Genomic DNA, 26,066 nt, shown 5'->3' on the forward strand with positions numbered 1-26,066 from the left:
CCCGCTTATTCGACGGTGACGTCGGTAAGCTTCAGGCGGTTGTCCGGCGGTGCGATGAAACCCTTGACCCGCTTGTTGATGCCATAAATGGCATTGGTGTTGTAAAGCGGAATTTCCAGCGCGCGTTCGGCGGTATAGCTGCCGATTTCCTTGAGGATCTTTTCGCGCTCGGCACGGTCGGTCAGCGGGCGCTGGGATTCCAGCAGCTTGTCCAGCTTCTCGTCCTTGTCGTAAGGGTTCCACTTTTCACCCGAGTGATACATGGAATAGGCCGTGTTATCGTAATCGAAGGTCCAGCCGCCCCATTTCTGCTGGAACATCGCGCCGGTCTTGCCCTGCGGGATGATGTCGTTCAGCAGAACGTTGGTTTCGTAAGGCTTGATGGTGGCGGTGATGCCGACCATGGAGAGGTAGCTGGAAATAACCTGCGCCACCTCGTTCATTGTCGCGTCATTGCCGCGGATATCGATCTGCAGCGCCGCACCTGCCTTGACGCCGGCTTCCGCAAGCAATTTTTTCGCACCTTCCGGATCGTAAGGCAGCGGCTTCAGTTCCGGATCGTAACCGAAGGACAGCGCGCTCTGGAAGCTTGCAATCTCGGAGGCCTGGCCGGCAAGGATCGACTTGACGATGGTGCCACGGTCGACGGCCATGATGATCGCCTTGCGCACCTTCGGATCGGCGGTGATGCCATCACGGGTGTTGAAGCGCAGCGCATCCACAGTCGGGCCGGGAACGCTGACGATCTCCAGCTTGGAATCGCCCTCGATAACCGGGATCATGCCGATCGGGATGGTGGGCGGAATGACGAGATCGACGCGGCCGGCCTGCAATTCGGCAACGGCGGTCGCCGGTTCGGCGATGAAACGATATTCAAGCTCGGAAAGCTTCGGCGCACCGCCCCAGTAATCCGGGTTGGCTTCCAGCTTGATGTTGGTCTTCGGCGCGTAGGAAACGAATTTGAACGCACCGGTGCCGATCGGGTTGAGGTTGAAATTATCCTCGCCCTTTTCCTGAATGTACTTCGGCGGAACGATCATGCCGCCATAACCGGCAAGCTTGGTCAGCAGCACCGGATCCGGCGCCTTCAGCTTCATGTCGACAGTGTAGTCGTCGATGACGTCGACGCTTTCGATGGCGACATAGTTGGAGCGCTGCGGGCCCTTGGCACCCTGTTCGCCGAGAAGGCGCTCGAAGGTGAACTTGACAGCGGCGGCGTCGAAGGGTTCGCCATTGTGGAACTTGACGTTCTGGCGCAGCTTGAAGCGGATGCGCTTGCCCTCATCCAGCTCTTCCCAGGATTCGGCAAGGCCGGGGGCCAGTTTCAGGTCCGGGCCGCGATAGGTCAGGCCGTCGAAGATGTTGGTGGCCACAGCCGCCCATTGCACGAGGAAGGTGTCGATCGGATCCCAGCTGCCCGGGTCCTGCGGGCTGGAAATGGTCATCTTGCCGGCGGCAAGAGCCGGTGCGGCGTTCAAGGCCGTGGCGGCCATGGCAAGCGCGACGAACGTTGTCGTCATCCCCTTCTTGATTATTGTCATCTACCTGTTCCTCTTCAGATTGTTGTGGGTCTGGTTGTTATTCAGGCGCTCTTCGCGATGAAATGGCCTGGATTGATTTCCTCATGGGCGAGAATGGCCGGCTCATCGCCGACACGGCGCACGGGATTGGGAATTTCGCCCTCGATCATGGCGATGCGGCGCTCGATCTTGGGATCGGCGACCGGCACGGCCGAAAGCAGGCGGCGGGTATAATCATGCGTCGGGGTTTCGAAGACCTGCCGGCGGCTGCCCATTTCCATGATCTGGCCGAGATAAAGCACGGCGACGCGGTGGCTCATCTTTTCCACCACCGCCATGTCATGGCTGATGAAGAGATAAGCGAGACCGCGCTCGGCCTGCAGGTCCATGAACAGATTGATGATCTGCGCCTGAATGGAGACGTCGAGCGCCGAGAGCGCCTCGTCGGCGATGATGAGCTTTGGGTCGGAAGCGAGTGCGCGGGCAATGCAGACACGCTGGCGCTGGCCGCCGGAAAACTCGTGCGGATACCGTGATGCATGTTCGGAGCTTAGGCCCACACGTTCCAGCAATTCATCCACGCGCCGCCGTACGGCCTTCTGATCATTGATCAAACCATGGGTGTTGATTGGCTCGGCAATGGAAAAACCCACCGTCTTGCGCGGATCGAGCGAGGCGAAGGGGTCCTGGAAGATATATTGCACTTCCTGGCGCATGCGGAAGCGCTCTGCCGCCGACATCTGAGAATAGCTGCGGCCATTGAAGGAGATTTCTCCCGACACTGCCGATTGCAGCTGCTGGATGGTGCGGCCGATGGTGGATTTGCCGGAACCGGATTCACCCACCAGCGCCAGCGTCTCTCCGGCATGAATGTCGAAGCTGACCTTCTGGACGGCGCTACAACGGTGTGTCGCCTTGCCGAACAGGTTCTTGCGGATATCGAAACGAACGAACAGATCCTTGACCGACAGTAGCGGCTTGGCGTCATATTTTGCGGTGTTCTGCACGCGTTCCTCGCCGACCACCACCGGCTGGCCGTCCTGCAATACGGTGAGCGGCAGGCGCTTGGGAAACTCTTCGCCTTCCATGCTGCCGAGACGCGGAACGGCGGAAAGCAGGGCGCGCGTATAGGGGTGCTGCGGATTGCCGAAGATATCCTTGACCGGACCTTCCTCGACCTTCTTGCCCTTCCACATGACGACGACGTCATCGGCCATTTCAGCCACCACGCCCATATCATGGGTGATGAAGACCATGCCCATGCCGAGCTTCTTCTGCAGGTCGCGCATGATGTTGAGGATTTGCGCCTGAATGGTCACGTCCAGCGCCGTCGTCGGTTCGTCGGCGATCAAGAGCTTCGGTCGGCAGGCGAGCGCCATGGCGATCATCACGCGCTGGCGCATGCCGCCGGAAAGCTGGTGGGGGTAACGGTGCAAAAGCTCGGCCGCATCGGGCAGCCGCACCATGTCGAGCAGCTTTTTTGCTTCCGCCATGGCCGCCTGCTTGCCCATCTTCTCATGCAGAACAAGCACTTCGCAAATCTGGTCGCCGATGGTGAAGACCGGGTTCAGCGATGTCATCGGCTCCTGGAAGATCATGGCGATCTCCTTGCCGCGGATCGAGCGCATCTCCTTCTGCGAGGCCTTCAGCAAATCCTTGCCTTCAAACAGGATTTTACCGGTGGGATAGGTCGCGCCCATCATGTCGGCAAGGCGCATGGTGGACAGTGAGGTGACCGATTTTCCCGATCCGGATTCGCCGACGATTGCCACGGTCCTGCCTGCTTCCACGGAAAAGGAGATGTCGTCCACGACGCGGCTGTCGCCGAACTCGACGCTCAGGCCTTCGACCGAGAGGAGGGCGTTGCGGTTTACGGCAGTCATGTCAGCGTCTCCGGCTTGGCGTGCGCGGCAATTCTGGCGCGGCCATCTGAATTATGGAAGGGCAAAAGGGCGTCGGACAGGCGCCGGCATCAGGCGTTGCGCGAAAGAAGGCGAATGTGAAGGAAGAGCGCATGGTGGCTCACGCCGCCTCGAAGGCGCAATGGGCATCGGATGAAGCCGGCAGACGCGGATATTGCGATCTTGCCCCGGCTTTGAAAGCCACGACGTCGGTGCCGGCAAGATGCCCGGCATCGGCCCCGGAATCGATGTTGCGCATGAAATTGTATTCCCCACCCTTGTTTTACAAAAAAGCTAACAAAACCCGACAATCATGTCCAGAGTGTTGAACAATTTTTATGTACTGCTCTACAAATGCGCAAGTGCATTTATTTTGGGCGCGGGTGTGCCTCAATGTGCTGGGCGCGTACAACGCCTCTTCAGGGCTTACTTTCGAGGATGACGGAGGAAGGGTAAGCGGACAAATTTTATCGTGATGTCGCAATGGTAGACGATTGTATCGTTGCCCGTGCTACAGGCGGATAAACAATAATCCAACGAGGATACCGAACATGACGAATAGAACGGGCGCAGTCAGATTATCCGGCTTCCTGCGTTGCGCATCGGTGGAGGATATCCAGCTTGTGGAAACCCATCTTCCCGAGCACCTTCGTCTGACCAGAGCGGAACCCGGCTGCATTTCCTTTGACGTCACTCAGACCGACGACCCTCTGATCTGGCGGGTGGAGGAACTTTTTGTCGATCGCGCCGCCTTTGATTTTCATCAGCAGCGGACGCGGGCATCGGAGTGGTTTGCTGCCACCTCCGCCATTCCACGGGATTACGAGATAACGGCGGTGGCGTGAGAAGAACGGCCGGCCGCAGCGGCATTCCTGTCGCTGCGTACTGTCGGTTTTCGACGGCAATTATTCCTTCGGCATGCCGACCGGTGGTGCAAGACGTCGTTGGGCCGCAATGCGGAAAGGCGCGTTCATGGCCCCATAACCGGCATAGGCACCACGCCGCTCGATGATCTCGAAGAAGAAACCTTCACCGAAGGTGCGGCTGTATATCTGGAAATATTCGCCATTGTCGTCGCGGTCATAAAGAATACTTGCTTCTCGCAGGGCATCGGAAAATTCCGGTTCCAGCCCGAAACGGGCTTCCAGATCGTCGTAATAATTGCGCGAGATCGGCAGGGCGTGGAAACCTCGTGCCTGCATTGCCTTGGCCGTCGCGAAAATATCATCGGTGGCAAAGGCGATGTGCTGGATGCTGGTGCCGAAACCCTCGGCCAGAAATTTGCCGGCGAAGGTCTTGCGATTGTCGGCGCCGTTCATGGTCAGGCGGAAATGCGGCGAGGGCACGCTTTCAATTGCCTGACTGCGCACCAATCCGCCGGGATCGACCACATCGACCATCGGCGTGCGGCGGGTGGAAAACAGCGATGTGTAGAACAGAAGCCAGGTCAGCATTTCATCATAATGCGTTGTTTGCGCAAGGTGATCGATGCGCTTCAGGCCGGCATCTTCGGCTGCCTTCCGTCCCTGCGTCGACACGAACTCATTGTCCCAGATGGAGGCGAGCGCCGGCGAGGCATCGAGGAAATAGATGACGCCGTTGCCCACGCCCTGAATGGCGGGAACGGCCACTTCGCCCGTCTTGCGCGGTTCCGTGAAGGTCGGCGCGCCGAGCGCTTCGGCCCGGGCAAGGGCCGCCTGTGCATTATCGACCTTCAGGCCGAAGGCATAGGCATTGGTGCCGTGGATGGAATAGGACGCGCCGGCGAAACTGTCGCCTTCATCGCTGGTGTTGATAACAATGCGGATGTCGCCCTGCGTATAAAGATCGACATCGCGATTGCAGTGCTTGCCGGTTCTTTCGAAACCGAGCGTGGCGAGCAATGTCTCCAGATGGGCTTTTTCCTCCGGTGCCGTGGTGAATTCGACGAATTCCACCCCTTGCGTTTGCACCCGCTCCGGCATGGCCGGCACATCGATGCGAATATCGGGTTCGAGACGGCGCACCTGATCCATGAGGTTGATGAGCGAGCGGTGACCGTCTTCGGCGAGCAGGCGGGCCGAGCCGCCGCGGAACTGGTCGTTGAAGATTTCCAGCGATAGCGGGCCGCTGTAACCCGTCGCCGCCACGGCGCGCATGAAATCCACCACCGGCAGGTCGCCTTCGCCCGGCATGTTGCGGAAATGGCGGCTCCAGTAGAGCAGGTCCATGTCGATCAGCGGCGCATCGGCCAGCTGCACGATGAAGATCTTGTCGCCGGGGATGGAGCGGATCGAATTGGGGTCGATCTTGCGTGAGAGCGTGTGGAAACTGTCGAGAATGATGCCGACATTGGCGTGGTCGGCGCGGCGCACCACCTCCCAGGCATCGCGGTGATCGCTGATATGGCGGCCCCAGGCCAGTGCCTCATAGCCGACGCGCACGCCGTGTTTTGCCGCAAGCTCCCCAAGTTGATGGAAATCGGCGGCGGCGCGGTCGATGCCGCCAAGCGAGACCGGCGAGACATTCGAGCAGATCAGCATCAGGTCGGTGCCGAGTTCGCCCATGATGTCGAATTTGCGCTGAGCGCGTTCGAAGGCGCGGGCGCGGTGCGGCTCCGGCATGCCCTCGAAATCGCGGAATGGCTGGAAAAGCGTAATGTCCAGCCCGTGATCGGCGACAAGCGCCTTCACCTCGCGCGGGGAGGCGTCATAGGTCAGGAAATCGTTTTCGAAAATCTCCACGCCACTGAAACCCGCCTTGGCGATGGCCGCCAGTTTTTCGGGAAATTCGCCGCTGATCGATACGGTTGCAATGGATGTGCGCATTGGCATGCCGTGTCTGCCTGTGTCATAGCTCGCCATATTGCCTTCCTTTTCAGCCTTATGTACTGATTGGTTAATAATCAGGGCGTGGGCTTGGGCCAGCCGCCCCACCGATGGAATGGATCATGACCAAAAGTGCTACTTCGAACGGAACCCGAGACAGCCGGCAGGCGAAGCGCGATCCGGAAGGGGTGCGCCGCGACATTCTTTCGGTGGCCATGGAAGAGTTTTCGCAGAACGGTCTCTCCGGCGCCCGCATTGATGAAATTGCGGCCCGCACGCGTACGTCCAAGCGCATGATCTATTACTATTTCAGCGACAAGGAGAGCCTTTACCAGCGTGTGCTGGAAGAGGCCTATGCCAAGGTGCGCGGGGGTGAGAGCGATCTGGAGCTGGACGATCTGGAGCCGGCGGCGGCACTCGACAAGCTCTGTCGGTTCACCTTCGATCACCACCGGCGCAATCCGGCCTTCATCCGCATGGTGATGATCGAGAACATCCATCATGGCCGGCACATGCAATCGTCCGAAACCATCCGTCAGCTCAACCGACCGGCCATTGATGCATTGGAAAGCGTTCTGCTGCGCGGCCAGAAAGGCGGCATCTTCCGCGATGGCATCGATGCGCTGGAACTGCACTGGCAGATCAGCGCGCTGTCCTTCTTCAACGTTTCGAACGCCGAGACCTTTTCGTTCATCTTCGGCGACAGCCTGTTTACCGAAAAGGGTCAGGAGACATTGTCGCGGCATGTCAGCGACATGGTACTGCGTTATGTGCTGACGCCCGGCCATATCACGACGATCGGGAAAAACGGTTGATGAGATGGCGTAACGCCACCTCGTAACCTTCGATGCCGAGACCGGCGATTACGCCTTCGGCGCGGGTCGAGACGTAGGAATGGTGGCGGAAAACCTCGCGTTTGTGGATGTTGGAAATATGGACCTCGATGACATCAGCTTCGAAGGCATTCAGCGCATCGAGGATCGCCACTGATGTGTGGGTAAAGGCGCCGGGATTGATGACGATGCCCGACGATTTGCCCCGCGCTTCGTGAATCCAGTCGATCAGCTCATATTCGCGGTTGCTCTGGGCAAAGAACAGCTCGTGGCCGGCAGCATCGGCCACCTTGCGGCAGTTGGCCTCCACGTCGGCCATCGTCTCATAGCCGTAGATTTCCGGCTGGCGCTGGCCGAGCAGGTTGAGATTGGGTCCGTTCAAAACAGTAAAAAGGCTCATGCCACACCCTCCGCCATGCACAGTTCGGTGAAATGCGCCGTCATGCGCTCCGCATCCGGCTCGCGGCCGCAGAACAGGCGGAATGCGCCGACGGCCTGAAACACCGTCATGCCGCCGCCGGGCAGGGTGCGACAGCCCTTTTTCGCCGCCGTCGCCAGAAGTTCGGTGACCAGTCGCATATAGACGATATCGGCCACCCAGTGCCGCTGTTCGATGAGGTCGGCCGCGACCGGCATGCCCGGATGGGCAGGCATGCCCATGGGGGTGGCATGGATGAGACCATCGGTGAGGGGCAGGGAGGCAGCAGGGTCTTCAACGGCAAAAGCGCGGCCGTCGCCGAAACGGGCATTGAGTTCACCGGCGAGCCGCTCCGCCCGCGGGAAATCGCGGTCGAAAATATCGAGACGGATGATATCGAGCTTCAGCGCCGCATGGGCCACCGCAACGCCCGCTCCGCCAGCGCCGACCAGCAGCGCCCGGTCACGTTTCGCATCCGGCAGGCCGCGCACGAAACTTTCATAAAAGCCGTACCAGTCGGTATTGTGGCCGACGCGTCGGCCATCCTTGAAGACCACGGTGTTGACCGCGCCAAGCATGCGGGCATCGTCGGAGAGTTCATCCAGATGCGGAATGACCGCCTGTTTGAACGGATGGGTGATGTTGGTACCGGCAAAACCACGCGCTTCCAGCTCATCGAGCAGATCGGGAAGGGCGCTTGCGGGCAGCTTGCGGGCGGTGACGTCGAGCAGCTCATAGGAATAATCGAGGCCGTGGGCAGCGCCTTCGCGCATGTGCAGCGCGGGCGATTTGGAAAGCTGGATATCGGCGCCGATCAGGCCGACCTTGAAGGATTGTTTCTCTATCATGATCAAGTGTCGTTCGTCGTTTCGGGGCAGGCTCCGCCTGCCTTCAGGTTGCTGGCGAGGTATTGAGACCTCTCCTTCGTCATCCTCAGGCTTGACCCGAGGATCCATAGCCCGTTGAAATCATTGGATCCTCGGGTCAAGCCCGAGGATGACGTCGCGTATGCCGAGAGGTCGCCACAAGTCTGAGGGCAGATGGACGAACCTCAGTGATGGGCGAGAATTTCGCCGAGGAACGTGCGCGTGCGCTGATGCCTGGGATCGCTGAAGAATTCCTCCGGCGGGCCTTCCTCGATGATCTCGCCTTCCGACATGAAGATCACGCGGTCTGCCACCTGCCGGGCGAAACCCATTTCATGGGTGACGCAGATCATCGTCATGCCGTCACGGGCAAGGCCGATCATGGTGTCGAGCACTTCTTTCACCATTTCCGGATCGAGCGCCGAGGTTGGCTCGTCGAACAGCATGGCTTTCGGCTCCATGCATAGCGCCCGGGCAATCGCCGCACGCTGCTGCTGGCCGCCGGACAGCTGGGCCGGGTATTTGTCGGCCTGGTTGAGGATGCGCACGCGCTCCAGATATTTGCGCGCCGTCGCCTCCGCATCGGCTTTCGACAGGCCCTTCACCCGCATTGGGGCGAGCGTGCAGTTTTCCATGATGGTCTTGTGCGGGAAGAGATTGAAGCTCTGGAACACCATGCCCACCTCGCGGCGAACCGCATCGATGGCGCGGCTCGAATCCGAAAGCGTGGTCCCTTCCACCGTGATCTTGCCTTCCTGGATTTCCTCCAGATGGTTGATGCAGCGGATAAGGGTGGATTTCCCCGAACCCGACGGGCCGCAAAGGACGATTTTCTCACCCTTGCGAACCGTCATGTTGACATTTTTAAGCGCATGGAAGGCTCCATACCACTTTCCAACCCCTTGAAGGGCGATAAGCGGAACCTCGGCAGTGGCGGATTGCGGCATGGAAACCTCCGGATTACTTCACGGTGAACGGGATGTCGGGCAGGCTGTCCGGGAAGGCCGGAACTTCGCGCTTCATCCACTTGTCATAGATCTTGGCCAGCTGGCCGTCGGACTTGATCTTGTCGAGGAAGGCGTTGACGGTCTCGTTCCAGTCCTTTTCACCGGGACGGGTGCCGGCGCCGTTATAAAGCGTCGTCAGATCGAACTTCGGCTCGTATTTGCCTTCGGCCGCCTTGTTCAGACGGTCGCCATAAAACTGGTTGCCGCCGACGACCTCGACCTGGCCGGAGATGAGCGCCTGAATATTGGCGGCGTCATCATCAAAGCGAAGGATGTTGGCCTTCGAGCCGGCGCCTGCCGTGATCGATGTATCCATGGCGCTCGACTTCGGCACGCCGACGGAGACGCCGGTCAGATCGTCATAACCGGCGATCTTCTTGTCCTTCGGGCCGTAGACCGAGAGAACGTTGCCGGCATAGGGCTTGGAATACTGGATGGTCTTGGCGCGTTCGGCGGTCATGCCCATGGTTGCGAAAAGCAGGTCGACCTTGCCGGTCAGAAGCGCCGGAATGCGGTTTGCCACAGCGAGCGGCACAAACTCCACCTTGACGCCGAGATAATCGGCAAAGGCCTTGCCGATATCGGCATCGAGACCGTCCTGTACGCCGCTGGAATTGACGAAGCCCCATGGCGAATTGTCGCCCTGAATGCCGATGACGACCTTGCCCCGGGCCTTGGCCTCTTCCACCGTTCCGGCGAAAGCATCGACCGGTGCGATAAAGGGCAGGGCAACCGTTGCCGCGGCAAGCGCGAGCAGGGCGCGGCGAGAGAATTTCATGCTGGTGGTTTTCATCTTTTGCTCCTCCTTACAAAGCTGATGAGATGGTTTTGGTTGTTAACGGGAATTGGCCTGCATCCGTCTCTCCACACCCGCGCCCCACAGGGAAAGCGGCCAGCAGATCAGGAAATAGATGATGCCGACGATGGCGAAGACGGTGAGCGGGCGGAACGTCTGGTTGGAGACGATCTGGCCGGCGCGCGACAGTTCGACGAAGCCGACGATGGCGGCGAGCGAGGTGCCCTTGATGAGCTGCACCAGAAAACCGATGGTCGCGGGCAGAGAAATCTTGAAGGCCTGCGGCAGAACCACGTCCTTCATGCGGGAGATATAATGCAGGCCGAGCGCATTGGCGGCTTCCGTCTGGCCTTTCGGCACCGCCTGGATGCCGCCGCGCCAGATTTCGCCAAGGAAGGCGCTGGCATGCAGGGTGAAGGCGATGGCGACGGCAATCCATGCATCGACATTGAGGCCGGCAAGCGCCACGCCGTAATAGACGACGAATAGCTGCATCAGGAGCGGAGTGCCCTGGAAGACAGCGATGTAACCGGTGCTGGCGCGCTGGATAGCGGCATTGTCGGCAACGCGGGCAAGCGCCACGCAGAGACCGAAGACACCGCCGCCGATAAAGCCGATCACGGTCAGCGCAAGTGTCCATTTCAGGCCTTGCATCAGGAAGAAGAATTCGTTGGGACCGATGGATTCCATTGTCTTTTCCTCACTTGACCGGATAGCTGAAAGACGCGCGGGAGATGAGCGAGAAGATGCCCATCATCAGCGAGGAAATGATGAGATAGAGCAGCGTGATCGAGAAATAGACCTCGAAGGACCGGAAGGTGTCCGCCTCGATCTTCTGGGCCACGGATGTCAGTTCGTAGGCGGCGATCGAGGTGCAGACCGAGGTGGTCAGCGTCAGCATGATGAACTGGCTGGTGAGCGACGGATAGACCGCGCGCAGTGCCGGCTTCAGAATGATGTGGCGGAATATCTGTGACCGATGCAGGCCGAGTGCCAGCCCAGCCTCCACCTGGCCCTTGGGAATGGAATCCACGCCGCCGCGAATGATTTCAATGGCATAGGCGCCGCCGTTGAGAGCCAGCGCAATGATGGCGGTGACGGTGGGGTTAAGCTTGATGCCAACCTGCGGCAAAGCGAAGAAAATGAAGAATATCTGCACCAGAAACGGCGTGTTGCGGATGGCTTCGACGAAGCCAATGACCAGACCGCGCAGCAGCTTGAAGCGCGAACGACGGGCAACGACGCCGAGAACCCCGATGACGGTGGCGAGCGACATGCCGGCAATGGCAAGGCCGATCGTCGCCAGACAGGCCAAAAGCAGCTCGGGCAGGCGGTCCATGACCACCGAAAAATCGAGACTGTAAGACATTCTTCCTCCCAACCCGTTCGGGTCCGGACAGGCGTTTCGCCTTGTCCTTATCGCTTTGGGAACCTTACGGCGCCAAAGCCCTCCATTTGTCTGACCATGTCCAGAAGGTTGTTTTCCTCACCCGCAGCACGGCTTCGACATGATTGTTTGTACCAGTTAGTTCATTTTTGTGTCAAGCGCTTCATCCGGTTAAAAAAGCAGCTGAAAAGCCGTTTTTTCTACATTCGTTATTTTTAAGAAAATCTTGTGTTATCAATAGCTAATGCGCAAAGGCGCAAGCGTTTTCAATGCATGCAAACACTGCCGCCGAAGGTGTGGCGTGAAGTGCCGGGGAAGCCGATTTCAATCAAAATCCGTGGGTCTCTCGGCTAGCTTTTTTCCGTGCCCAACCTGTCTATCTGTCCCGCGAGGCGTTCGGCGATCAGCAGGGATGCACCCGTTGCCGTCACCATTTGCGGCAGCGTCATCCATTCCAGCATCCAGCCAGCACCGGACCGCTCCTGTTCGTGGACAAGCGACTGATGCACTGCGGATATCTGCACGGCATTAAACCGTGCCAGTGTCACCAGCGTTTCGGCATTGACCGGATTCTGCTTGTGCGGCATGGCCGAGGAGCCGCCGCCGCCGGAGAGGCGGATTTCCGCGCCGAGTTCCGCCATCAGCGCAATGTCCTGGCCGAACTTGCCCAACGCACCGGTGATCAGCGAGAGAATATTGCCGAATTCGGCGACGCCATCGCGCTGGCTCTGCCATTGCGGTCTGTCGGCAAGGCCGAGGCGCTTTGCAAGATCGGCGCGCACGGCAGCGGCATCGTCGCCAAGCTTTTCCAGCGTGCCGGCCGCGCCGCCGAACTGAAGGGCAAAGCCGTTCTGCGCAAAGATTTCGAGCCGTAACAGATGGCGTTCGAGTGGCGCGGTCCAGCTCGCCGCCCGGTCGGCGACGGTGATGCCGATGGCGGCCTGCATGCGGGTATAGCCCGTCAAGTGGTTGTGGCCGTCGCGGGAAGCGATGTCTCCCAGCGTATCGATGAGGTGGCCGAGCCGGGTGGCGATGATTTCCGCAGCCATTTTCAGCCGCAGCATCAGGCTGGTATCGATGACATCCTGGCTGGTCGCGCCGAAATGCACCTTGTCCGCCGCCTGACCGGCGACCGCTGCCCGCATCTGCCGGATGAGTTCGGGAACCACAACGCCGTCCTTCGCGACGCCGTGGCGAAGTGCGGTCATATCGGCGGCAAAGTCCGAAAGCCCCAAGACGATCGCTTCCGCCACATCCTCGGAGATGATGCCGGCCTCCGCTTCCGCCTGCGCCAGCGCCGTCTCGCAACGGACCATGGCGTCGATATCCGCTCTCGCCGAAAACAGCTCGACGATCTCGCTGTCGCCGAAAAGGCCGGACAGAAACGGATGTTCGAAAGGGGAAAGGCTCATCTTCCGTCTCGCTCAGATATCGAAAAACACGGTTTCGCCTTCGCCCTGAAGGCGGATATCGAAGCGATAGACGTTGCCTTCTTCCCTTTTGGCGACGAGCGTGGCGATACGGCTTTTCTGCTCGACGCGGGCAAGAACCGGATCGGCGGCATTGGCCTCCTGTTCTTCCGGAAAATACATGCGGGTCTGCAGGCCGATATTGATGCCGCGCGCAACGATCCAGAAGGTGATGTGCGGCGCCATCGGCCGGCCGTCACGGAACGGGACCGTGCCGGGCTTGATCGTTTCGAAAATGAATTCGCCAGTATCCATGTCGCCAGGCGAGCGGCCCCAGCCGATGAAATTCGGATCAGCCTTGCCGCGTGTTTCGCTCGGGCTGTTGTAATAACCGTCGGTATCGGCCTGCCAGATTTCGATCAATGCGTCCTTCAGCGGCATTCCCGCGCCGTCATAAACCGTGCCGCGCACGCTGATACGTTCGCCGCGCGCCTTATCGTTATAAAGCGGACCGGACCCCAGATCCTTTTCGAACACGCCTTCGATGCCGACGAAATTGGGCGTGCAGCCGATATGCACATAGGGTCCCGCCGTCTGCGAGGCGGTCTCTTTGAAATAGTTGAGCGGCTGAACCATGGTCAGTTGCCCTCCATGCGATTTTCGAAAAGGGTCGAACGGCGACCGCGCAGGACGATATCGAACTTATAGGCCAGCATGTCCATCGGCAGCGTCGCATTCATGTCCAGCGGCGCAATCAGCCGCTTGATTGCGTCCTCATCCGGAATGGTCTTGACGATCGGACATTTCCAGATCAGCGGGTCGCCTTCGAAATACATCTGGGTGATGAGCCGCTGGGCGAACCCGTGGCCGAAGACGGAAAAATGGATATGGGCCGGCCGCCAGTCATTGACGCCGTTCGGCCAGGGGTAAGCGCCCGGCTGGATGGTCTTGAACCAGTAATAGCCGTTCTCATCCGTAATCGTGCGGCCGACGCCGCCGAAATTCGGATCAATGGCGGCGAGATAGCTTTCCTTCTTGTGGCGATAGCGCCCGCCGGCATTGGCCTGCCAGAATTCCACCAGCGCGCCATCCACGCCGCGGCCGCGCTCGTCCAGCACCCGGCCATGTACGAGGAGGCGCGGACCGATGGGCATTTCGCCGGGGCGGGCGTAATTGAGGATGAGGTCGTTATCCAGCTCGTTCAGCATGCCATGGCCGAAGACGGGACCGGTGATCTCGCTCTTGGTGCCATCAAGCGAAATCAGCGCGCGCTGCGGCGAGCGCAGGATCGAAGTCTTGTAGCCGGGCGCATAGGCCAGCGGGTGAATGTCGCGGTTGCGCGCGAAGAACGGTCCGGTTTCGGGCGGTTGGTTGCTCATTTCGTCTCCTCCCCATCGCCAGAATGATCAGCGCCAGAATTATCAGGGGAACTATCGGCCTTCATGCTGGCCAGGGCAAGCTTGGCGATCTTGAAAGCGTGGTTGGCGGCGGGCACGCCGGCATAGATCGCCACATGCAGCAGCGCCTCGCGAATATCCGCCTCTGTGGCGCCGGTGTTGACGGTGGCGCGCACATGCATGGCAAGCTCCTCGTCCTGCCCGAGCGCGGCAAGCAGCGCGATGGTGACCATCGAGCGCTCGCGCTTCGTCCAATGGTTGCCGGACCACACCGTTCCCCAGGCGGCTTCGGTGATGAGCTGCTGGAAGGGCTGGTCGAAGCCGGACGTCATGGTTTGCGCCCGGTCGACATGCGCGTCGCCCAGCACGGAGCGGCGGGTCTTCATGCCCTGTTCGAATCGTTCGTTCTTGTCGATATGGTCCGCCATCGGTCAATGCTCCGGCAAGGTCTTCAGAAAAATTGAGGTCGCCTGTGTGTAGGCAAGCGGCTGTTCAAGGCATGGGATGTGGCCGCAGCCGGCAATGGTCACGAAATGGCTTGCGGGAATGAGATCGGCAAGCGTCCGCACCAGCTCCGGTGAGGTGGAGCCATCCTGATCGCCCGCGACACAAAGCGTCGGCACGGCGATGCGCCCAGTGGCTTCGGTAAAATCCGCATCGCGGATGGCGGCGCAGGTGCCGCTGTAACCGGCTTCCGGCTGTTGCGAGAGCATGTTGCGCGCGCCGGCATAGGCGGCATTGTCTGGCTTACGGAAGACGGGTGTGAACCAGCGCTCCATGACGGGATCAACCAGCGAGGCGAGGCCATCGGCGGCGATCTTGTCGATGCGTGCATTCCACATCTCGGCCGTGCCGATCCTGTGGGCGGTGTTGCTGAGCACGAGCGCGCGCACGAGATCGGGACGGCGGGCATAAAGCCCCTGTGCAATCAGACCGCCCACCGACAGGCCCCAGATGATCGCGCTCTTCACACCAAGATGATCGAGGAGTGCGATCAGATCGCCGGCATGATCGTCGATGGAATAGGGGGTGTGTCCGACATCGGAAAGCCCGTGGCCGCGCTTGTCGTGCAGGACAAAAGCATAGTCATCACCGAGCGCTTCGATCACCGCATCCCAGATGCGGAAATCGGTGCCGAGCGAATTGATGAAGGCGATGACCGGCTTGCCGCTGTCTAATCCCTTGGTGCGATAATGGATCACGGTCTCGCCGCAGCGCAGAAAATGCATGGCATGCTCCTCCTGCCAGGGATATTGCAAGCCGGTTCCGGTTAAGTAAAATGACATTATCGATGAAAATCATAACCTGTGGATTATATGAGCGATGGTCGATCAGCGTATCAAGTTCCGCCACCTGCAGACCTTCGTGGAGGTGGCACGGCAGAAAAGCGTCATCCGTGCTGCGGAAATCCTGCATGTCAGCCAGCCGGCGGTGACGAAAACCATCCGTGAGCTGGAAGAGATTCTCGGCGTCTCGCTGTTCGACCGGGAAGGGCGCGGCATCCGCATCAGCCGTTATGGCGAGATATTCCTGCGGCATGCCGGCGCGACGATGACGGCGCTGCGGCAGGCGGTCGATTCGGTCTCGCAGGAGGCGGCACGCGCCGGTCCGCCGGTGCGGGTGGGGGCTTTGCCCACGGTTTCGGTGCGGATCATGCCGCAGGCGATGGCCGGGTTTCTGGCGGAAAAGACCGGCAGCCCGGTGAAGATCGTGACCGGCGAAAACGCCGTGCTGCTGGAGCAGCTGCGCGTCGGCGATCTCGACCTCGTTGTCGGTCGGCTGGCCGCGCCGCAAAAAATGGCGGGCTTTTCCTTCGAGCATCTCTATTCTGAGAAGGTGCGCTTCGTGGTGCGCGTCGGCCACCCGTTGCTGTCACCCGGTCTTTCGGTGTTCGACCACCTGCATGAATATCCGGTGCTGATGCCGACGCGGCAATCGGTCATCGGCCCTGTCGTCGAGCAGTTTTTGATCGCCAACGGCGTGCCGGCCCTGCCGATCCGCATCGAAACCGTGTCCGACGCCTTTGGTCGCGCCTTTTTGCGCACCAGCGATGCGATCTGGATCATCTCCGAAGGCGTGGTGGCGGCGGATGTGGCGGATGGCATTCTGGCGATCCTGCCGGTTGATACCGGCGATACCAGCGGCCCGGTGGGGCTGACGGTGAGAGCCGATACGCAGCCTTCGCTGCCGCTTTCGCTGCTGATGCAGGCTATTCGCGAAGCGGCGGGTGAGTTGCTGGATGGGAGGGCGGAGGCCACCTCTCAGTAAGGAAGCCCGACATAATTCTCCGCAAGCGCGGTGGAAGCGGCGCGTGATTGCACGAGGTAATCCAGTTCCGCTTCCTGAATGCGCTGGCCGAACTCCCCCGTATCCGGGAAACGGTGCATCATCGTCGTCATCCACCAGGAAAAACGCACGGCCTTCCAGACGCGGGAAAGCGCCTTCTGCGAATAGCCGTCGATGCCGGTCTCTGACCGGTCGCGATAAAACTCGATCAACGCCTCGCTCAGATAATGCACGTCGCTAGCGGCGAGGTTTAGGCCCTTGGCGCCCGTCGGCGGCACGATATGGGCGGCGTCGCCGGCCAGAAACAGCCGCCCGAACCGCATGGGTTCGCAGACGAAGGATCGCAGCGGCGCGATGGATTTTTCAAAGGAAGGTCCGGTCACCATTTCATCCGCATGGTTTTCCGGCAGGCGGCGGCGGAGTTCATCCCAGAAGCGCTCGTCGCTCCAGTTTTCCGGCCGGTCATCCAGCGAACATTGGATGTAATAACGGCTGCGCGTGTTTGAGCGCATGGAACAGAGGGCAAAACCGCGCGGATGGTTGGCATAGATGAGTTCATGGTTGACGGGCGGCACATCGGCCAGAATGCCAAGCCAGCCGAAGGGATAGACCTTCTCGAATTCCTTGATCGCGCCATCAGGCACGGATTTGCGGCTCACCCCATGAAAACCGTCACAACCGGCGATGAAATCGCAATCAATCCGGTGGGTTACGCCGTCTTTCTGATAGGTGACATAGGGACTGGCGCCATCGAAATCATGCGGCTCCACATTGGCGGCATCGTAAATGGTCATGAGGCCCGCCGCTTCACGGACATCCATCAGGTCATGCGTCACCTCGGTCTGGCCATAGACCATGACGCGTTTGCCGGCGGTCAGATCGAACAGATCAATGCGATGGTCGCGGCCGTCGAAGGTCAGCGAAAAACCATCATGCGGCAGGCCTTCCCGGTGCAGGCGCTTATCCGCGCCGACCTTTTCCATGAGGTGCACCGTGCCTTCTTCCAGCACGCCGGCGCGGACACGGCCGAGGATATAATCCTTGCCGGCCCGGTCCAGAATGACGGTCTCGACGCCTTCTCTGGCCAGAAGCTGGCCAAGCAGAAGCCCCGATGGGCCGGAGCCGATGATGACGACCTGTGTGCGCATTGTTTCCTCCCGGACTTGTCTCCTGTCAGGAAATTGACCAAGGCGGGCAACAAGCTCAATGGACTTTCTGATCCGTAAATTGCACAATCCGACCATGAGGTGGAGGAGGGGGATAAGATGCGGATTGCTGCGAGTGAGGGGCTTTATGGCGAAGAAGCGGCGCAAGGCACTGATTTTCGCTTCCATTGCGAGACGCTTTTTTCGAGAAGCAGCCTGCACCGTTTCGAAATCGGACTGCATCGCCACTCTGCCTTTCTGCAAATCTTGTACATTTTTGGCGGTGAGGGCGATGCGTTGCTGGATGGTCGCATCGAACCTATCCGCCCGCCGGTCGCCATCATCGTGCCGCCGGGTTTCGAGCACGGCTTCCGTTTCTCACGCGATATTGGCGGGGTGATCGTCACCATGCTGCCGGGCGCGCTGCCGGCATCGGTGCAGGCGCTTTTGCTGCGCAATTTCCAGCAGCCGGTGCTTTTGCCCTTGCGCGACTTTGCCGAGGGAGAATGCCTGAGCCAGGGTTTTGAACGGATTTCCGCGGAATACGAAGCCCGCGAGATCGGCCGCAATGCGATGATCGAAGGCCAGCTGGCCACCGTGGTCACGCTTCTTTCACGGGCCGCGCGGCCGCTTCTGGAAGCGAGTGGCGAAGGCCTTGCCGGGCAGCGTTTCGAGCGGTTGCTGTCGCTGATCGCCCGCCATATTCGCGAGCCGCAAAAAGCCGGGTTTTATGCAAAGAAGCTCGGTCTGTCCGAGACCCATCTCAACCGTCTGGTCCGCTCCGTGTCCGGTCTCAGCCTGCAGCGGTTGATCGCCAAACGTCAGATCGAGATCGCCCAGCAGGAACTGGTCTTTACGGTTTCCAGCGTGCAGATGATTGCGGAAGGGCTGGGCTTTACCGATCCCGCCTATTTCAACCGCTTCTTCAGGCGGGAGACCGGCATGACGCCGCGCGCCTGGCGGCTGGCCGAACAGCGCAAAATGGGCGATGCCGGCGCGCGGCAGATGCCGCCTCAGACCAGCATTCTCGCCAGTTCCCGCTGAACGGAAAGAAGCGCCGGCAAATATCGCTCCACCAGTTCCTCCATCGAGGCGGCCGAGGCGGCGAGCCCGACATTAAGCGCAGCAACCGTCTGACCACGCACGCTTTTCAGCGGCACCGCGATGGAGCGAAGACCGGCTTCGACTTCCTGATCGATCAGCGCATAACCGCGATGACCGGTCACCTCGATTTCGGCGAGCAGGGCGTCGATGTCGGTGATCGTCTTTTCCGTGCGGGCGACCAGCCGGGAAGCTTCGAGAATGTCGCGCCGCCGCTCGGATGGTTGCGCCGAAAGAAGAACGCGGCCCATCGAAGTGCAATAGGCGGGCAGGCGCGATCCGGGCATCAGTGCAATGGACATGACCCGCTGCTGGGCGGCGCGGGCCACATAAACGATTTCGGTTTCATCCAGAATCGAGACGGAGGTGCTCTGGCCGATCTCCTCTGAGAGATGGTCGATGAGCGGCTGCACGATCTTCGGCAGCGGCATTGTGGCGAGGCAGCCGGTGCCGAGCCGCAGCACCTTCGGCGTGACGGTGAAGAACTTGCCGTCATAGGCGGCATAACCAAGCTCTGAAAGCGTGAGCAGACAGCGGCGCGTCGTGGCGCGGTCCAGCCCGGTAATCTCGGCGGCATCGGAGATGGAAAGGCGCGGCCTCTCGGCGCTGAAAGCCTCGATCACACGCAACCCCTTGGCGAGACCGCCCATCATGTCTCTTTCGTTGACCGCCATTTTACAGCTCCATTTATGCGATATACGAACAAAAGTCATATAACGCACAAAATCCTTGCCGTCGAGGTTGTTTCGGATTTACCTCATGGCCACAAAGCCTTGCCGGTTCCATCAGCTTGGCTGGATGGAGGTTTTGAGAATGGACAAGACAATCAAGAGTGCTAGAGAGGCGCTTTCCGGTATCGGCGACGGTGCGACGATCATGATCGGCGGTTTTGGCGGCTCCGGCGCGCCGATCGAGCTGATCCATGCGCTGATCGACAAGGGTCCGAAGAACCTGACGGTCATCAACAACAATGCCGGCAACGGCCGCATCGGCATCGCCGCTATGATCGACGCCGGCATGGTCAGGAAGATGATCTGCTCCTTCCCGCGCTCTTCCGATCCGCGCGCCTTCACCGATCGGTATCTGGCCGGCGAAATCGAGCTGGAACTGGTACCGCAGGGCACGCTTGCCGAGCGCATCCGCGCTGGCGGTTCCGGTATTCCGGCTTTCTACACCCCGACCGGCTTTGGCACGGAACTGGCGCAAGGCAAGGTTATCGCGGAATTTGACGGCCGCTCCTATGTGCAGGAGCGCTGGTTGAAGGCCGACTTTGCCATCGTCAAGGCCGAGCTTGGCGACACCTATGGCAACCTCACCTACAACAAGGCCGGGCGCAATTTTAACCCGCTGATGTGTATGGCCGCGAAAACCACCATTGCGCAGGTCTCGAAGATCGTCGCCGCCGGCGAGATCGATCCGGAGCATGTCGTCACGCCAGGCATTTTCGTGAACGGCGTCGTGGAAATCCCCGATCCGCAACAGGAAGAAGTCCTCATTCGCGCCGGGGTAGCCTACGCATGACCACGACCATCGACACCCGCGAAGACATCAAGCTTTCCAACGCCCAGATCGCATGGCGTGCGGCGCAGGACATCGAGGACGGCGCTTACGTCAATCTCGGCATCGGCTTTCCGGAAATGGTGGCACGTTACCAGCCGCCCGGCCGTCAGGCGATCTTCCACACCGAAAACGGCATCCTCAATTTCGGCGAAGCGCCGCCGGAAGGCGAAGAGGACTGGAACCTCATCAATGCCGGCAAAAAGGCCGTGACGCTGAAACCTGGTGCGGCCTTCTTCCACCATGCGGACAGCTTCGCCATGGTGCGCGGCGGGCATCTGGATGTGGCGATCCTCGGGGCCTATCAGGTGGCGCAGAATGGCGATCTCGCCAATTGGCGCGTCGGCTCCAAGGGCGTGCCGGCCGTCGGCGGGGCCATGGATCTGGTGCATGGCGCCAAGCAGGTCTTCGTCATCACCGAGCATGTGACCAAGAACGGCGAACCGAAGCTCGTTGAGAAATGCGCATTTCCGCTGACCGGCGTCGGCTGCATCACCCGCATCTATACCAGCCATGCCGTCATCGACGTGGTGGATGGCCGTTTCGTGCTGCGCGAAAAGCTGCCGGCGATGACATTTGAAGAATTGCAGGCCATGACCGGTGCGCCACTCAGTGTGAATGGCGAGGTAACCGATCTCGTTGCACCGGAACTTTAAGGCCAGAACTCTAAGGAAAGACCGATGACCGAAGCCTATATCTGCGATTACATCCGCACGCCCATCGGCCGCTTCGGCGGCGCGCTTTCCTCCGTCCGTGCCGACGATCTCGGTGCGGTGCCGCTGAAGGCGCTGATGGAGCGCAATCCTTCCGTCGATTGGGAGGCCGTCGAGGATGTGATCTTCGGCTGCGCCAATCAGGCGGGCGAGGACAACCGCAACGTGGCGCGCATGTCGCTGCTGCTTGCCGGCCTGCCGGTTTCCGTAACCGGAACGACGATCAACCGGCTGTGCGGTTCTGGCATGGATGCTCTCATTACGGCCGCCCGCGCAGTCAAATCGGGCGAGGCGGAGCTTATGATTGCCGGCGGCGTGGAAAGCATGAGCCGCGCGCCCTTCGTTCTGCCCAAGGCGGAAAGCGCCTTTTCGCGCAATGCCGAAATCTACGACACCACCATCGGTTGGCGTTTCGTCAACCCGCTGATGAAGGCGCAATATGGCGTCGATTCCATGCCGGAAACGGGTGACAATGTCGCGATCGATTATCAGGTCTCGCGTGAGGATCAGGATGCCTTTGCCGTGCGCAGTCAGCAGAAGGCGGCTGACGCGCAGGCTAACGGCCGTCTCGACAAAGAGATTGTTTCGGTGACGATCCCACCGCGCAAGGGCGATCCGCTTGTTGTCTCCAGAGACGAACACCCGCGTGCGACCAGTCTCGAAGCGCTGGCGAAGCTGAAGCCGGTGAACAGGCGCGATGGCGCGACGGTGACGGCGGGCAATGCGTCGGGCGTCAATGACGGCGCGGCCGCGCTCGTCATCGCTTCAGCGGAAGCGGCGAAGAAATATGGTCTTACCCCCATCGCCCGCATCCTTGGCGGTGCCGCCGCCGGCGTGCCACCACGCATCATGGGCATCGGCCCGGCGCCTGCTTCGGCCAAGCTTCTGGCACGGCTAGGGTTGAAACAGGAACAGCTTGACGTGATCGAGCTGAACGAGGCTTTCGCCAGCCAGGGCCTTGCGACGCTTCGCCAGCTCGGCATTGCCGATGACGATGCGCGGGTGAATGCCAATGGCGGCGCCATCGCGCTCGGCCATCCGCTCGGCATGTCGGGTGCGCGTATTGCCGGCACTGCGGCGCTTGAGCTTTCGCTGACCGGCAAGCGCCTTGCGCTCGCCACCATGTGCATCGGCGTCGGGCAGGGGATCGCTGTGGCGCTGGAGCGGGTCTGATCGTTTGGCGGCATTCGGAATCGTCAAAACGGTGCGAATGCCGCTGCCGCAGTTTCCTTACGTGTGAGAGTGGCCATTCAGGCTACCCGGCAGGCGATTTTCTCGCTCTGACACATCCCAGCCTCCTCATTCCTGTGCTTGTCACAGGAATCCAGTCGACGCGCGTCTGCGCGGCGAAAGGTCTCTCTCAGCCCAAGGACTTGGGCTGGCTGGATCTCTGTGACAAGCACAGAGATGAGGGAAGGAGCGTACTGGACCAGGCAAGTCGGCCTTGCGGCGCAGCTCTGGCCTGGCTATTCCCTGATGAAGCACTCCATACCATATCCCTTCACGCATGTTGGATTCCATCATGATCCGTGACATGTTTTGCGAGATATGACAGGAATCTTTCCGTCTACGGGGTGTCCGCATGAAACGTCCGACCATCACAGATGTTGCGACAGCCGCCGGCGTCAGCGTCGCAACCGTCGACCGCGTGTTGAACGGCCGCCTGCCGGTGCGAGAAGAAACCGCGCGGCGCGTGTTTGAGGCGGCGGAGAAGATCGGTTTTCATGCCACCAACATCATTCGCCAGCGCATGCTGGCCGATATGCCATCCTACAGTCTTGGCATTATCCTGCGCAAGGAACGGCATGCCTTTTACCAGACCTTTGCCGACGAGCTCGAACTTGCGGCACGCAACATCCGGGATCGCCACCTCAATCTTCGCATCGAATTCGCCCAGTCCGGCGAACCGGGCGAGTTGGCGGCGCTTCTGGCCGGCATGAAGGGCCGTGTGCAGGCGGTCGCTGCCACGGGTCCGGACCATCACGATGTCACGGCCGCCGTCGAGGCGCTGAAAGCCAAGGGTATACCGACCTTTTCCCTGCTCTCCGATTTTGCTCAAGGCGTGCGGGAGGCCTATCTCGGCGCCAACAATATGAAGGTCGGGCGCACGGCGGCCTGGATGATCTCGCAGCTGGCGCGCAGCAGGGGCAAGGTGCTTCTGCTTTTGGGCGGTCACCGTTTCCACGGCCATTCGCTGCGCGAAACCGGCTTTCGCAGCTACATGCGGGAATATGCGCCGGAATTCGAGGTGATGGATGCGCTGATCACGCTGGAGACGCGGCGACTGACCTATGAGCTTGTCATGGATACCATCGCCAAGCATCGGGATCTCGTCGGCATCTATTGCATCGGTGGTGGCATGGAAGGGGTGATCGAGGCGCTGCAGCAGGAAAACCGGCATGAAAACATCGTTTGCCTCGTGAATGAACTGACGCCCGAGTCCCGTCAGGCGCTGCTGGAACGGCGCATCAGCGGCGTCTTCCAGACACCGCTTCGCGAGCTGTGCGCAGACCTCCTTGTCACCATGGTTCACACCATCGAACACGGCATGGCGGAAACGCCGGGACAGCGCTTTGTGCCTGCGCATCTGTGGGTTCCTGAGAGCCTTTGATGGTTTGATGGATTCCATCATAAATCCGGTGTCCGTTTCTATCAGGCTTGATGGTTTCGGTGGTCTCTGACGCGTTGACGTCGGGGCCGGACTAGGAAATCTTGCCAGCGTGCGGAACGGGCAGGAGGCCGGACCCACACGACATTAGATTATTTCAGGGCTGTTTGACGCTGCGGTTTTTCCTTTGCGGCGAAGGGCAGTTTTTGCCGGAAAGCGGTGGGGGCGCGATGCGCTCCAGCCGGCTCGACCGGTTCTTTTCAAAGGGGTTTGGAGGAGAACGACATGAAAAGACATTTCGCAATTGCAGCTTTTGCCGCGATGCTGGCAACGGGCGCGTCGGCGCAGACGGTCGGGGTTTCCATGGCCCTGTTCGACGATAATTTCCTGACTGTGCTGCGCAACGGCATGATCGATTATTCCAAGGGCATGAGCGGCGTATCGCTGCAGGTCGAGGATGCGCAGAACGATGTCGGCAAGCAGCTGAGCCAGGTGCAGAATTTCGTCGCCGCCGGCGTCGACGCCATCATCGTCAATCCCGTCGATACGGACGCGACCGTTGCGCTTTCGCAGGCCGCAGCCGCCGCCGGAATTCCGCTTGTTTACGTCAACCGCCAGCCGGTCAATCTCGACAGCTTGCCGGACAAGCAGGCCTTCGTCGCATCCGATGAAAAGCAATCGGGCACCCTGCAGACGCAGGAAGTCTGCCGGCTTTTGAAGGAGGCGGGCAAGACGGAAGCCAGTGCCGTGGTGATGATGGGCGAGCTTTCCAACCAGGCGGCCCGCATGCGCACGCAGGATATCAAGGATGTGGTGGCGGCGCCCGATTGCAGCTTTATCAAGCTTGTCGAGGAACAATCCGCCAACTGGTCACGCACTCAAGGATCGGACCTGATGACCAACTGGCTTTCCGCCGGCGTTGAGTTCGATGCTGTCATTTCCAACAATGATGAGATGGCCATCGGCGCCATCCAGTCGTTGAAGGCGGCCGGCCGGCCGATGGACAGCGTCATCATCGCCGGCATCGACGCCACGCAGGACGCGCTTGCGGCGATGGCGGCGGGCGATCTGGATGTGAGCGTTTTCCAGAATGCCGCAGGCCAGGGCAAGGGTGCGCTGGATGCGGCGCTGAAACTCGCCAAGGGCGATGCGGTGGACAAGAAGGTCTTCGTTCCCTTCGAGCTGGTCACGCCGGCCAACCTCAAGAACTATCAGGCCAAGAACTGAGCCATCGCCGTGCCCAGTCGGCTTCTCCGCTCCCGGGGAATGCCGCCAGGCTGGGCGAACGCGCCGGAGCCGGTAGGATGGCCGGCTCCGGCGACAAGAAATGAAGCAACCAGCGGCGATTTCCGCGGGAGGAAACCTTGAAAAAATTACTGATGGCGACGGCGCTCTGCGTCTTCGCGACACCGGCCCTTGCCGAGACCCGCATTGCGGTGTCCATGACGTCTTTCGACAATCCGTTTCTGACGATCCTGCTCAACGGTATCAGGGCCGAGGCCGGGCGCGATAAAAATATCGAGCTTCTGGTCGAGGATGCCCAGCTTGATCCGTCGAAGCAGCTCAATCAGGTGCAGAATTTCATCGCCAATGGCGTTGATGCGATCATCGTCAATGCCGTGGATGGTGATGCCACCACCGCGATCACCAAAGCCGCATCCGCCGCAAAAATCCCTCTCGTCTACGTCAACCATCCGCCGGCCGAACTGGAAACCGGCCTGCCTGATGGGACGGCCTTTGTCGGTTCCAACGAACTCGATTCCGGCACCATGGAAGCGGAAGCCGCCTGCAAGCTGATGGGCGGCAAGGGCAAGGCCGTGATCCTGATGGGACCTTTGGAAAACCATGCGGCGCTGGTGCGCACCAAGGATGTGGAAACGGTGTTTTCCAAGCCTGACTGCAAGATCGAAATTCTCGAAAAGCAGACGGCGAACTGGAGCCGCACGCAGGCGCAGGACCTGGTTTCATCCTGGCTGACGGCGGGCATCCAGTTCGATGCCGTCATCGCCAATAATGATGAAATGGCGATCGGCGCCGCGCAGGCGCTGAAGGCGGCGGGCGTTTCCATGAAGGATGTCGTCATCGCCGGCATCGATGCCACGCCGGACGGTCTTGCCGCCATGCAGGCCGGCGATCTCGACATTACCGTCTACCAGAATGCGACGAAGCAGGGCGAGGTCTCGGTTCAGACGGCGGTGAAGGCTGCTGCCGGGCAGGGCGCTGAAAAGACGCTCTGGGTGCCCTTCGAACTCGTCACCCCGGAAAACATGTCTGCCTACGCCAAATAAGCCGGGGCTTCGGCCCCGGTCCGTTTA

The 26,066-nt window shown here is 60.3% G+C and carries 27 protein-coding genes; 10 read left to right on the forward strand and 17 right to left on the reverse strand.

All coding sequences use genetic code 11. The features are described 5' to 3' along the window. Positions 1-5: 5 nt before the first annotated feature. The 3 genes from CFBP6623_RS23340 to CFBP6623_RS26955 all read right to left on the reverse strand — a co-directional run bounded on the left by CFBP6623_RS23340 (position 6) and on the right by CFBP6623_RS26955 (position 3,680). A complete protein-coding gene (locus CFBP6623_RS23340) occupies positions 6-1,541 on the reverse strand; it encodes an ABC transporter substrate-binding protein (RefSeq protein ID WP_080842976.1) in 1,536 nt (511 codons plus the stop codon). Positions 1,542-1,582: 41 nt separating this feature from the next. Continuing rightward, a complete protein-coding gene (locus tag CFBP6623_RS23345) occupies positions 1,583-3,403 on the reverse strand; it encodes an ABC transporter ATP-binding protein (protein ID WP_080842977.1) in 1,821 nt (606 codons plus the stop codon). A gap of 139 nt (positions 3,404-3,542) precedes the next feature. Continuing rightward, positions 3,543-3,680: a hypothetical protein gene (locus CFBP6623_RS26955; protein ID WP_167379194.1), complete on the reverse strand. Its 138-nt coding sequence runs from the start codon at positions 3,678-3,680 to the stop codon at positions 3,543-3,545. 292 nt (positions 3,681-3,972) lie between these two features. Here CFBP6623_RS26955 and CFBP6623_RS23355 point away from each other — a divergent pair, with 292 nt between their 5' ends. After that, positions 3,973-4,266 (forward strand): putative quinol monooxygenase, encoded by a 294-nt coding sequence (locus tag CFBP6623_RS23355; RefSeq protein WP_080842978.1) that lies wholly within the window; start codon positions 3,973-3,975, stop codon positions 4,264-4,266. Positions 4,267-4,326: 60 nt separating this feature from the next. On the opposite strand, the gene CFBP6623_RS23360 is transcribed toward CFBP6623_RS23355, so the two are convergent. Next, positions 4,327-6,228: a bifunctional sugar phosphate isomerase/epimerase/4-hydroxyphenylpyruvate dioxygenase family protein gene (locus tag CFBP6623_RS23360; RefSeq protein WP_080843262.1), complete on the reverse strand. Its 1,902-nt coding sequence runs from the start codon at positions 6,226-6,228 to the stop codon at positions 4,327-4,329. A gap of 122 nt (positions 6,229-6,350) precedes the next feature. Here CFBP6623_RS23360 and CFBP6623_RS23365 point away from each other — a divergent pair, with 122 nt between their 5' ends. After that, positions 6,351-7,043 (forward strand): TetR/AcrR family transcriptional regulator, encoded by a 693-nt coding sequence (locus CFBP6623_RS23365; RefSeq protein ID WP_046802087.1) that lies wholly within the window; start codon positions 6,351-6,353, stop codon positions 7,041-7,043. Here CFBP6623_RS23365 and aroQ read toward each other — a convergent pair. The 11 genes from aroQ to pcaD all read right to left on the reverse strand — a co-directional run bounded on the left by aroQ (position 7,018) and on the right by pcaD (position 15,570). Then, a complete protein-coding gene (gene aroQ, locus CFBP6623_RS23370) occupies positions 7,018-7,461 on the reverse strand; it encodes a type II 3-dehydroquinate dehydratase (RefSeq protein ID WP_080842979.1) in 444 nt (147 codons plus the stop codon). The two genes, CFBP6623_RS23365 and aroQ, sit on opposite strands and share 26 nt — an antisense overlap. Continuing rightward, positions 7,458-8,327: a shikimate dehydrogenase gene (locus CFBP6623_RS23375; protein WP_080842980.1), complete on the reverse strand. Its 870-nt coding sequence runs from the start codon at positions 8,325-8,327 to the stop codon at positions 7,458-7,460. Before CFBP6623_RS23375 ends, aroQ begins: the two co-directional genes overlap by 4 nt. A 203-nt stretch (positions 8,328-8,530) precedes the next feature. Further along, a complete protein-coding gene (locus CFBP6623_RS23380; protein ID WP_052820646.1) occupies positions 8,531-9,292 on the reverse strand; it encodes an amino acid ABC transporter ATP-binding protein in 762 nt (253 codons plus the stop codon). A gap of 13 nt (positions 9,293-9,305) precedes the next feature. Continuing rightward, positions 9,306-10,145 (reverse strand): transporter substrate-binding domain-containing protein, encoded by an 840-nt coding sequence (locus CFBP6623_RS23385; RefSeq protein ID WP_080842981.1) that lies wholly within the window; start codon positions 10,143-10,145, stop codon positions 9,306-9,308. A 42-nt stretch (positions 10,146-10,187) separates the two neighbouring features. Then, positions 10,188-10,838 carry an amino acid ABC transporter permease gene (locus CFBP6623_RS23390; protein ID WP_080842982.1) on the reverse strand — a complete coding sequence of 217 codons (651 nt, stop codon included), beginning with the start codon at positions 10,836-10,838 and terminating at the stop codon, positions 10,188-10,190. 10 nt (positions 10,839-10,848) lie between these two features. After that, positions 10,849-11,517: an amino acid ABC transporter permease gene (locus CFBP6623_RS23395; RefSeq protein WP_046802020.1), complete on the reverse strand. Its 669-nt coding sequence runs from the start codon at positions 11,515-11,517 to the stop codon at positions 10,849-10,851. Between the two features lie 368 nt (positions 11,518-11,885). After that, entirely contained in the window at positions 11,886-12,947 is a 1,062-nt protein-coding gene (locus CFBP6623_RS23400) for a 3-carboxy-cis,cis-muconate cycloisomerase (RefSeq protein WP_052820644.1), read from the reverse strand. A gap of 12 nt (positions 12,948-12,959) precedes the next feature. Continuing rightward, entirely contained in the window at positions 12,960-13,580 is a 621-nt protein-coding gene (pcaG, locus tag CFBP6623_RS23405; RefSeq protein ID WP_052820643.1) for a protocatechuate 3,4-dioxygenase subunit alpha, read from the reverse strand. Between the two features lie 2 nt (positions 13,581-13,582). Next, entirely contained in the window at positions 13,583-14,323 is a 741-nt protein-coding gene (gene pcaH / locus CFBP6623_RS23410; RefSeq protein ID WP_052820642.1) for a protocatechuate 3,4-dioxygenase subunit beta, read from the reverse strand. Further along, positions 14,320-14,769, reverse strand: a complete 450-nt coding sequence (pcaC, locus tag CFBP6623_RS23415; RefSeq protein ID WP_046802016.1) for a 4-carboxymuconolactone decarboxylase — start codon at positions 14,767-14,769, stop codon at positions 14,320-14,322. The genes pcaH and pcaC overlap by 4 nt, the downstream gene beginning before the upstream one ends. Before the next feature lie 3 nt (positions 14,770-14,772). Next, the gene (gene pcaD / locus CFBP6623_RS23420) at positions 14,773-15,570 is read right to left on the reverse strand and encodes a 3-oxoadipate enol-lactonase (RefSeq protein WP_052820641.1); all 798 of its coding nucleotides are present in this window, start codon (positions 15,568-15,570) and stop codon (positions 14,773-14,775) included. Between the two features lie 94 nt (positions 15,571-15,664). On the opposite strand from pcaD, the gene pcaQ reads away from it, so the two are divergent. Beyond that, the gene (gene pcaQ, locus CFBP6623_RS23425; protein ID WP_052820640.1) at positions 15,665-16,609 is read left to right on the forward strand and encodes a pca operon transcription factor PcaQ; all 945 of its coding nucleotides are present in this window, start codon (positions 15,665-15,667) and stop codon (positions 16,607-16,609) included. Here pcaQ and pobA read toward each other — a convergent pair. Next, the gene (gene pobA, locus CFBP6623_RS23430; protein ID WP_052820639.1) at positions 16,603-17,775 is read right to left on the reverse strand and encodes a 4-hydroxybenzoate 3-monooxygenase; all 1,173 of its coding nucleotides are present in this window, start codon (positions 17,773-17,775) and stop codon (positions 16,603-16,605) included. The genes pcaQ and pobA overlap by 7 nt on opposite strands. A gap of 117 nt (positions 17,776-17,892) precedes the next feature. Between pobA and CFBP6623_RS23435 the strand changes: the two genes are divergently transcribed. Next, positions 17,893-18,816, forward strand: a complete 924-nt coding sequence (locus CFBP6623_RS23435) for a helix-turn-helix domain-containing protein (protein WP_052820638.1) — start codon at positions 17,893-17,895, stop codon at positions 18,814-18,816. Here the strand turns inward: CFBP6623_RS23435 and CFBP6623_RS23440 are convergent. Continuing rightward, entirely contained in the window at positions 18,786-19,547 is a 762-nt protein-coding gene (locus CFBP6623_RS23440; protein WP_046802011.1) for an IclR family transcriptional regulator, read from the reverse strand. The two genes, CFBP6623_RS23435 and CFBP6623_RS23440, sit on opposite strands and share 31 nt — an antisense overlap. A gap of 139 nt (positions 19,548-19,686) precedes the next feature. Here CFBP6623_RS23440 and CFBP6623_RS23445 point away from each other — a divergent pair, with 139 nt between their 5' ends. The 6 genes from CFBP6623_RS23445 to CFBP6623_RS23470 all read left to right on the forward strand — a co-directional run bounded on the left by CFBP6623_RS23445 (position 19,687) and on the right by CFBP6623_RS23470 (position 26,039). Further along, entirely contained in the window at positions 19,687-20,394 is a 708-nt protein-coding gene (locus CFBP6623_RS23445; RefSeq protein WP_052820637.1) for a 3-oxoacid CoA-transferase subunit A, read from the forward strand. Further along, positions 20,391-21,086 carry a CoA transferase subunit B gene (locus tag CFBP6623_RS23450; protein WP_052820636.1) on the forward strand — a complete coding sequence of 232 codons (696 nt, stop codon included), beginning with the start codon at positions 20,391-20,393 and terminating at the stop codon, positions 21,084-21,086. The genes CFBP6623_RS23445 and CFBP6623_RS23450 overlap by 4 nt, the downstream gene beginning before the upstream one ends. A 24-nt stretch (positions 21,087-21,110) precedes the next feature. Then, the gene (gene pcaF / locus CFBP6623_RS23455; RefSeq protein WP_052820635.1) at positions 21,111-22,316 is read left to right on the forward strand and encodes a 3-oxoadipyl-CoA thiolase; all 1,206 of its coding nucleotides are present in this window, start codon (positions 21,111-21,113) and stop codon (positions 22,314-22,316) included. 409 nt (positions 22,317-22,725) lie between these two features. Beyond that, on the forward strand, positions 22,726-23,754 hold the full coding sequence (locus CFBP6623_RS23460) for a LacI family DNA-binding transcriptional regulator (protein WP_052820634.1): 1,029 nt from the start codon (positions 22,726-22,728) through the stop codon (positions 23,752-23,754). A 282-nt stretch (positions 23,755-24,036) separates the two neighbouring features. Next, a complete protein-coding gene (locus CFBP6623_RS23465; protein ID WP_052820633.1) occupies positions 24,037-24,978 on the forward strand; it encodes a sugar ABC transporter substrate-binding protein in 942 nt (313 codons plus the stop codon). A 152-nt stretch (positions 24,979-25,130) separates the two neighbouring features. Continuing rightward, positions 25,131-26,039: a sugar ABC transporter substrate-binding protein gene (locus CFBP6623_RS23470; RefSeq protein ID WP_052820632.1), complete on the forward strand. Its 909-nt coding sequence runs from the start codon at positions 25,131-25,133 to the stop codon at positions 26,037-26,039. The last annotated feature ends 27 nt before the right edge of the window (positions 26,040-26,066 follow it).

The organism is Agrobacterium tumefaciens, from assembly GCF_005221385.1.
GTDB classification, from domain to species: Bacteria; Pseudomonadota; Alphaproteobacteria; order Rhizobiales; family Rhizobiaceae; genus Agrobacterium; species Agrobacterium tomkonis.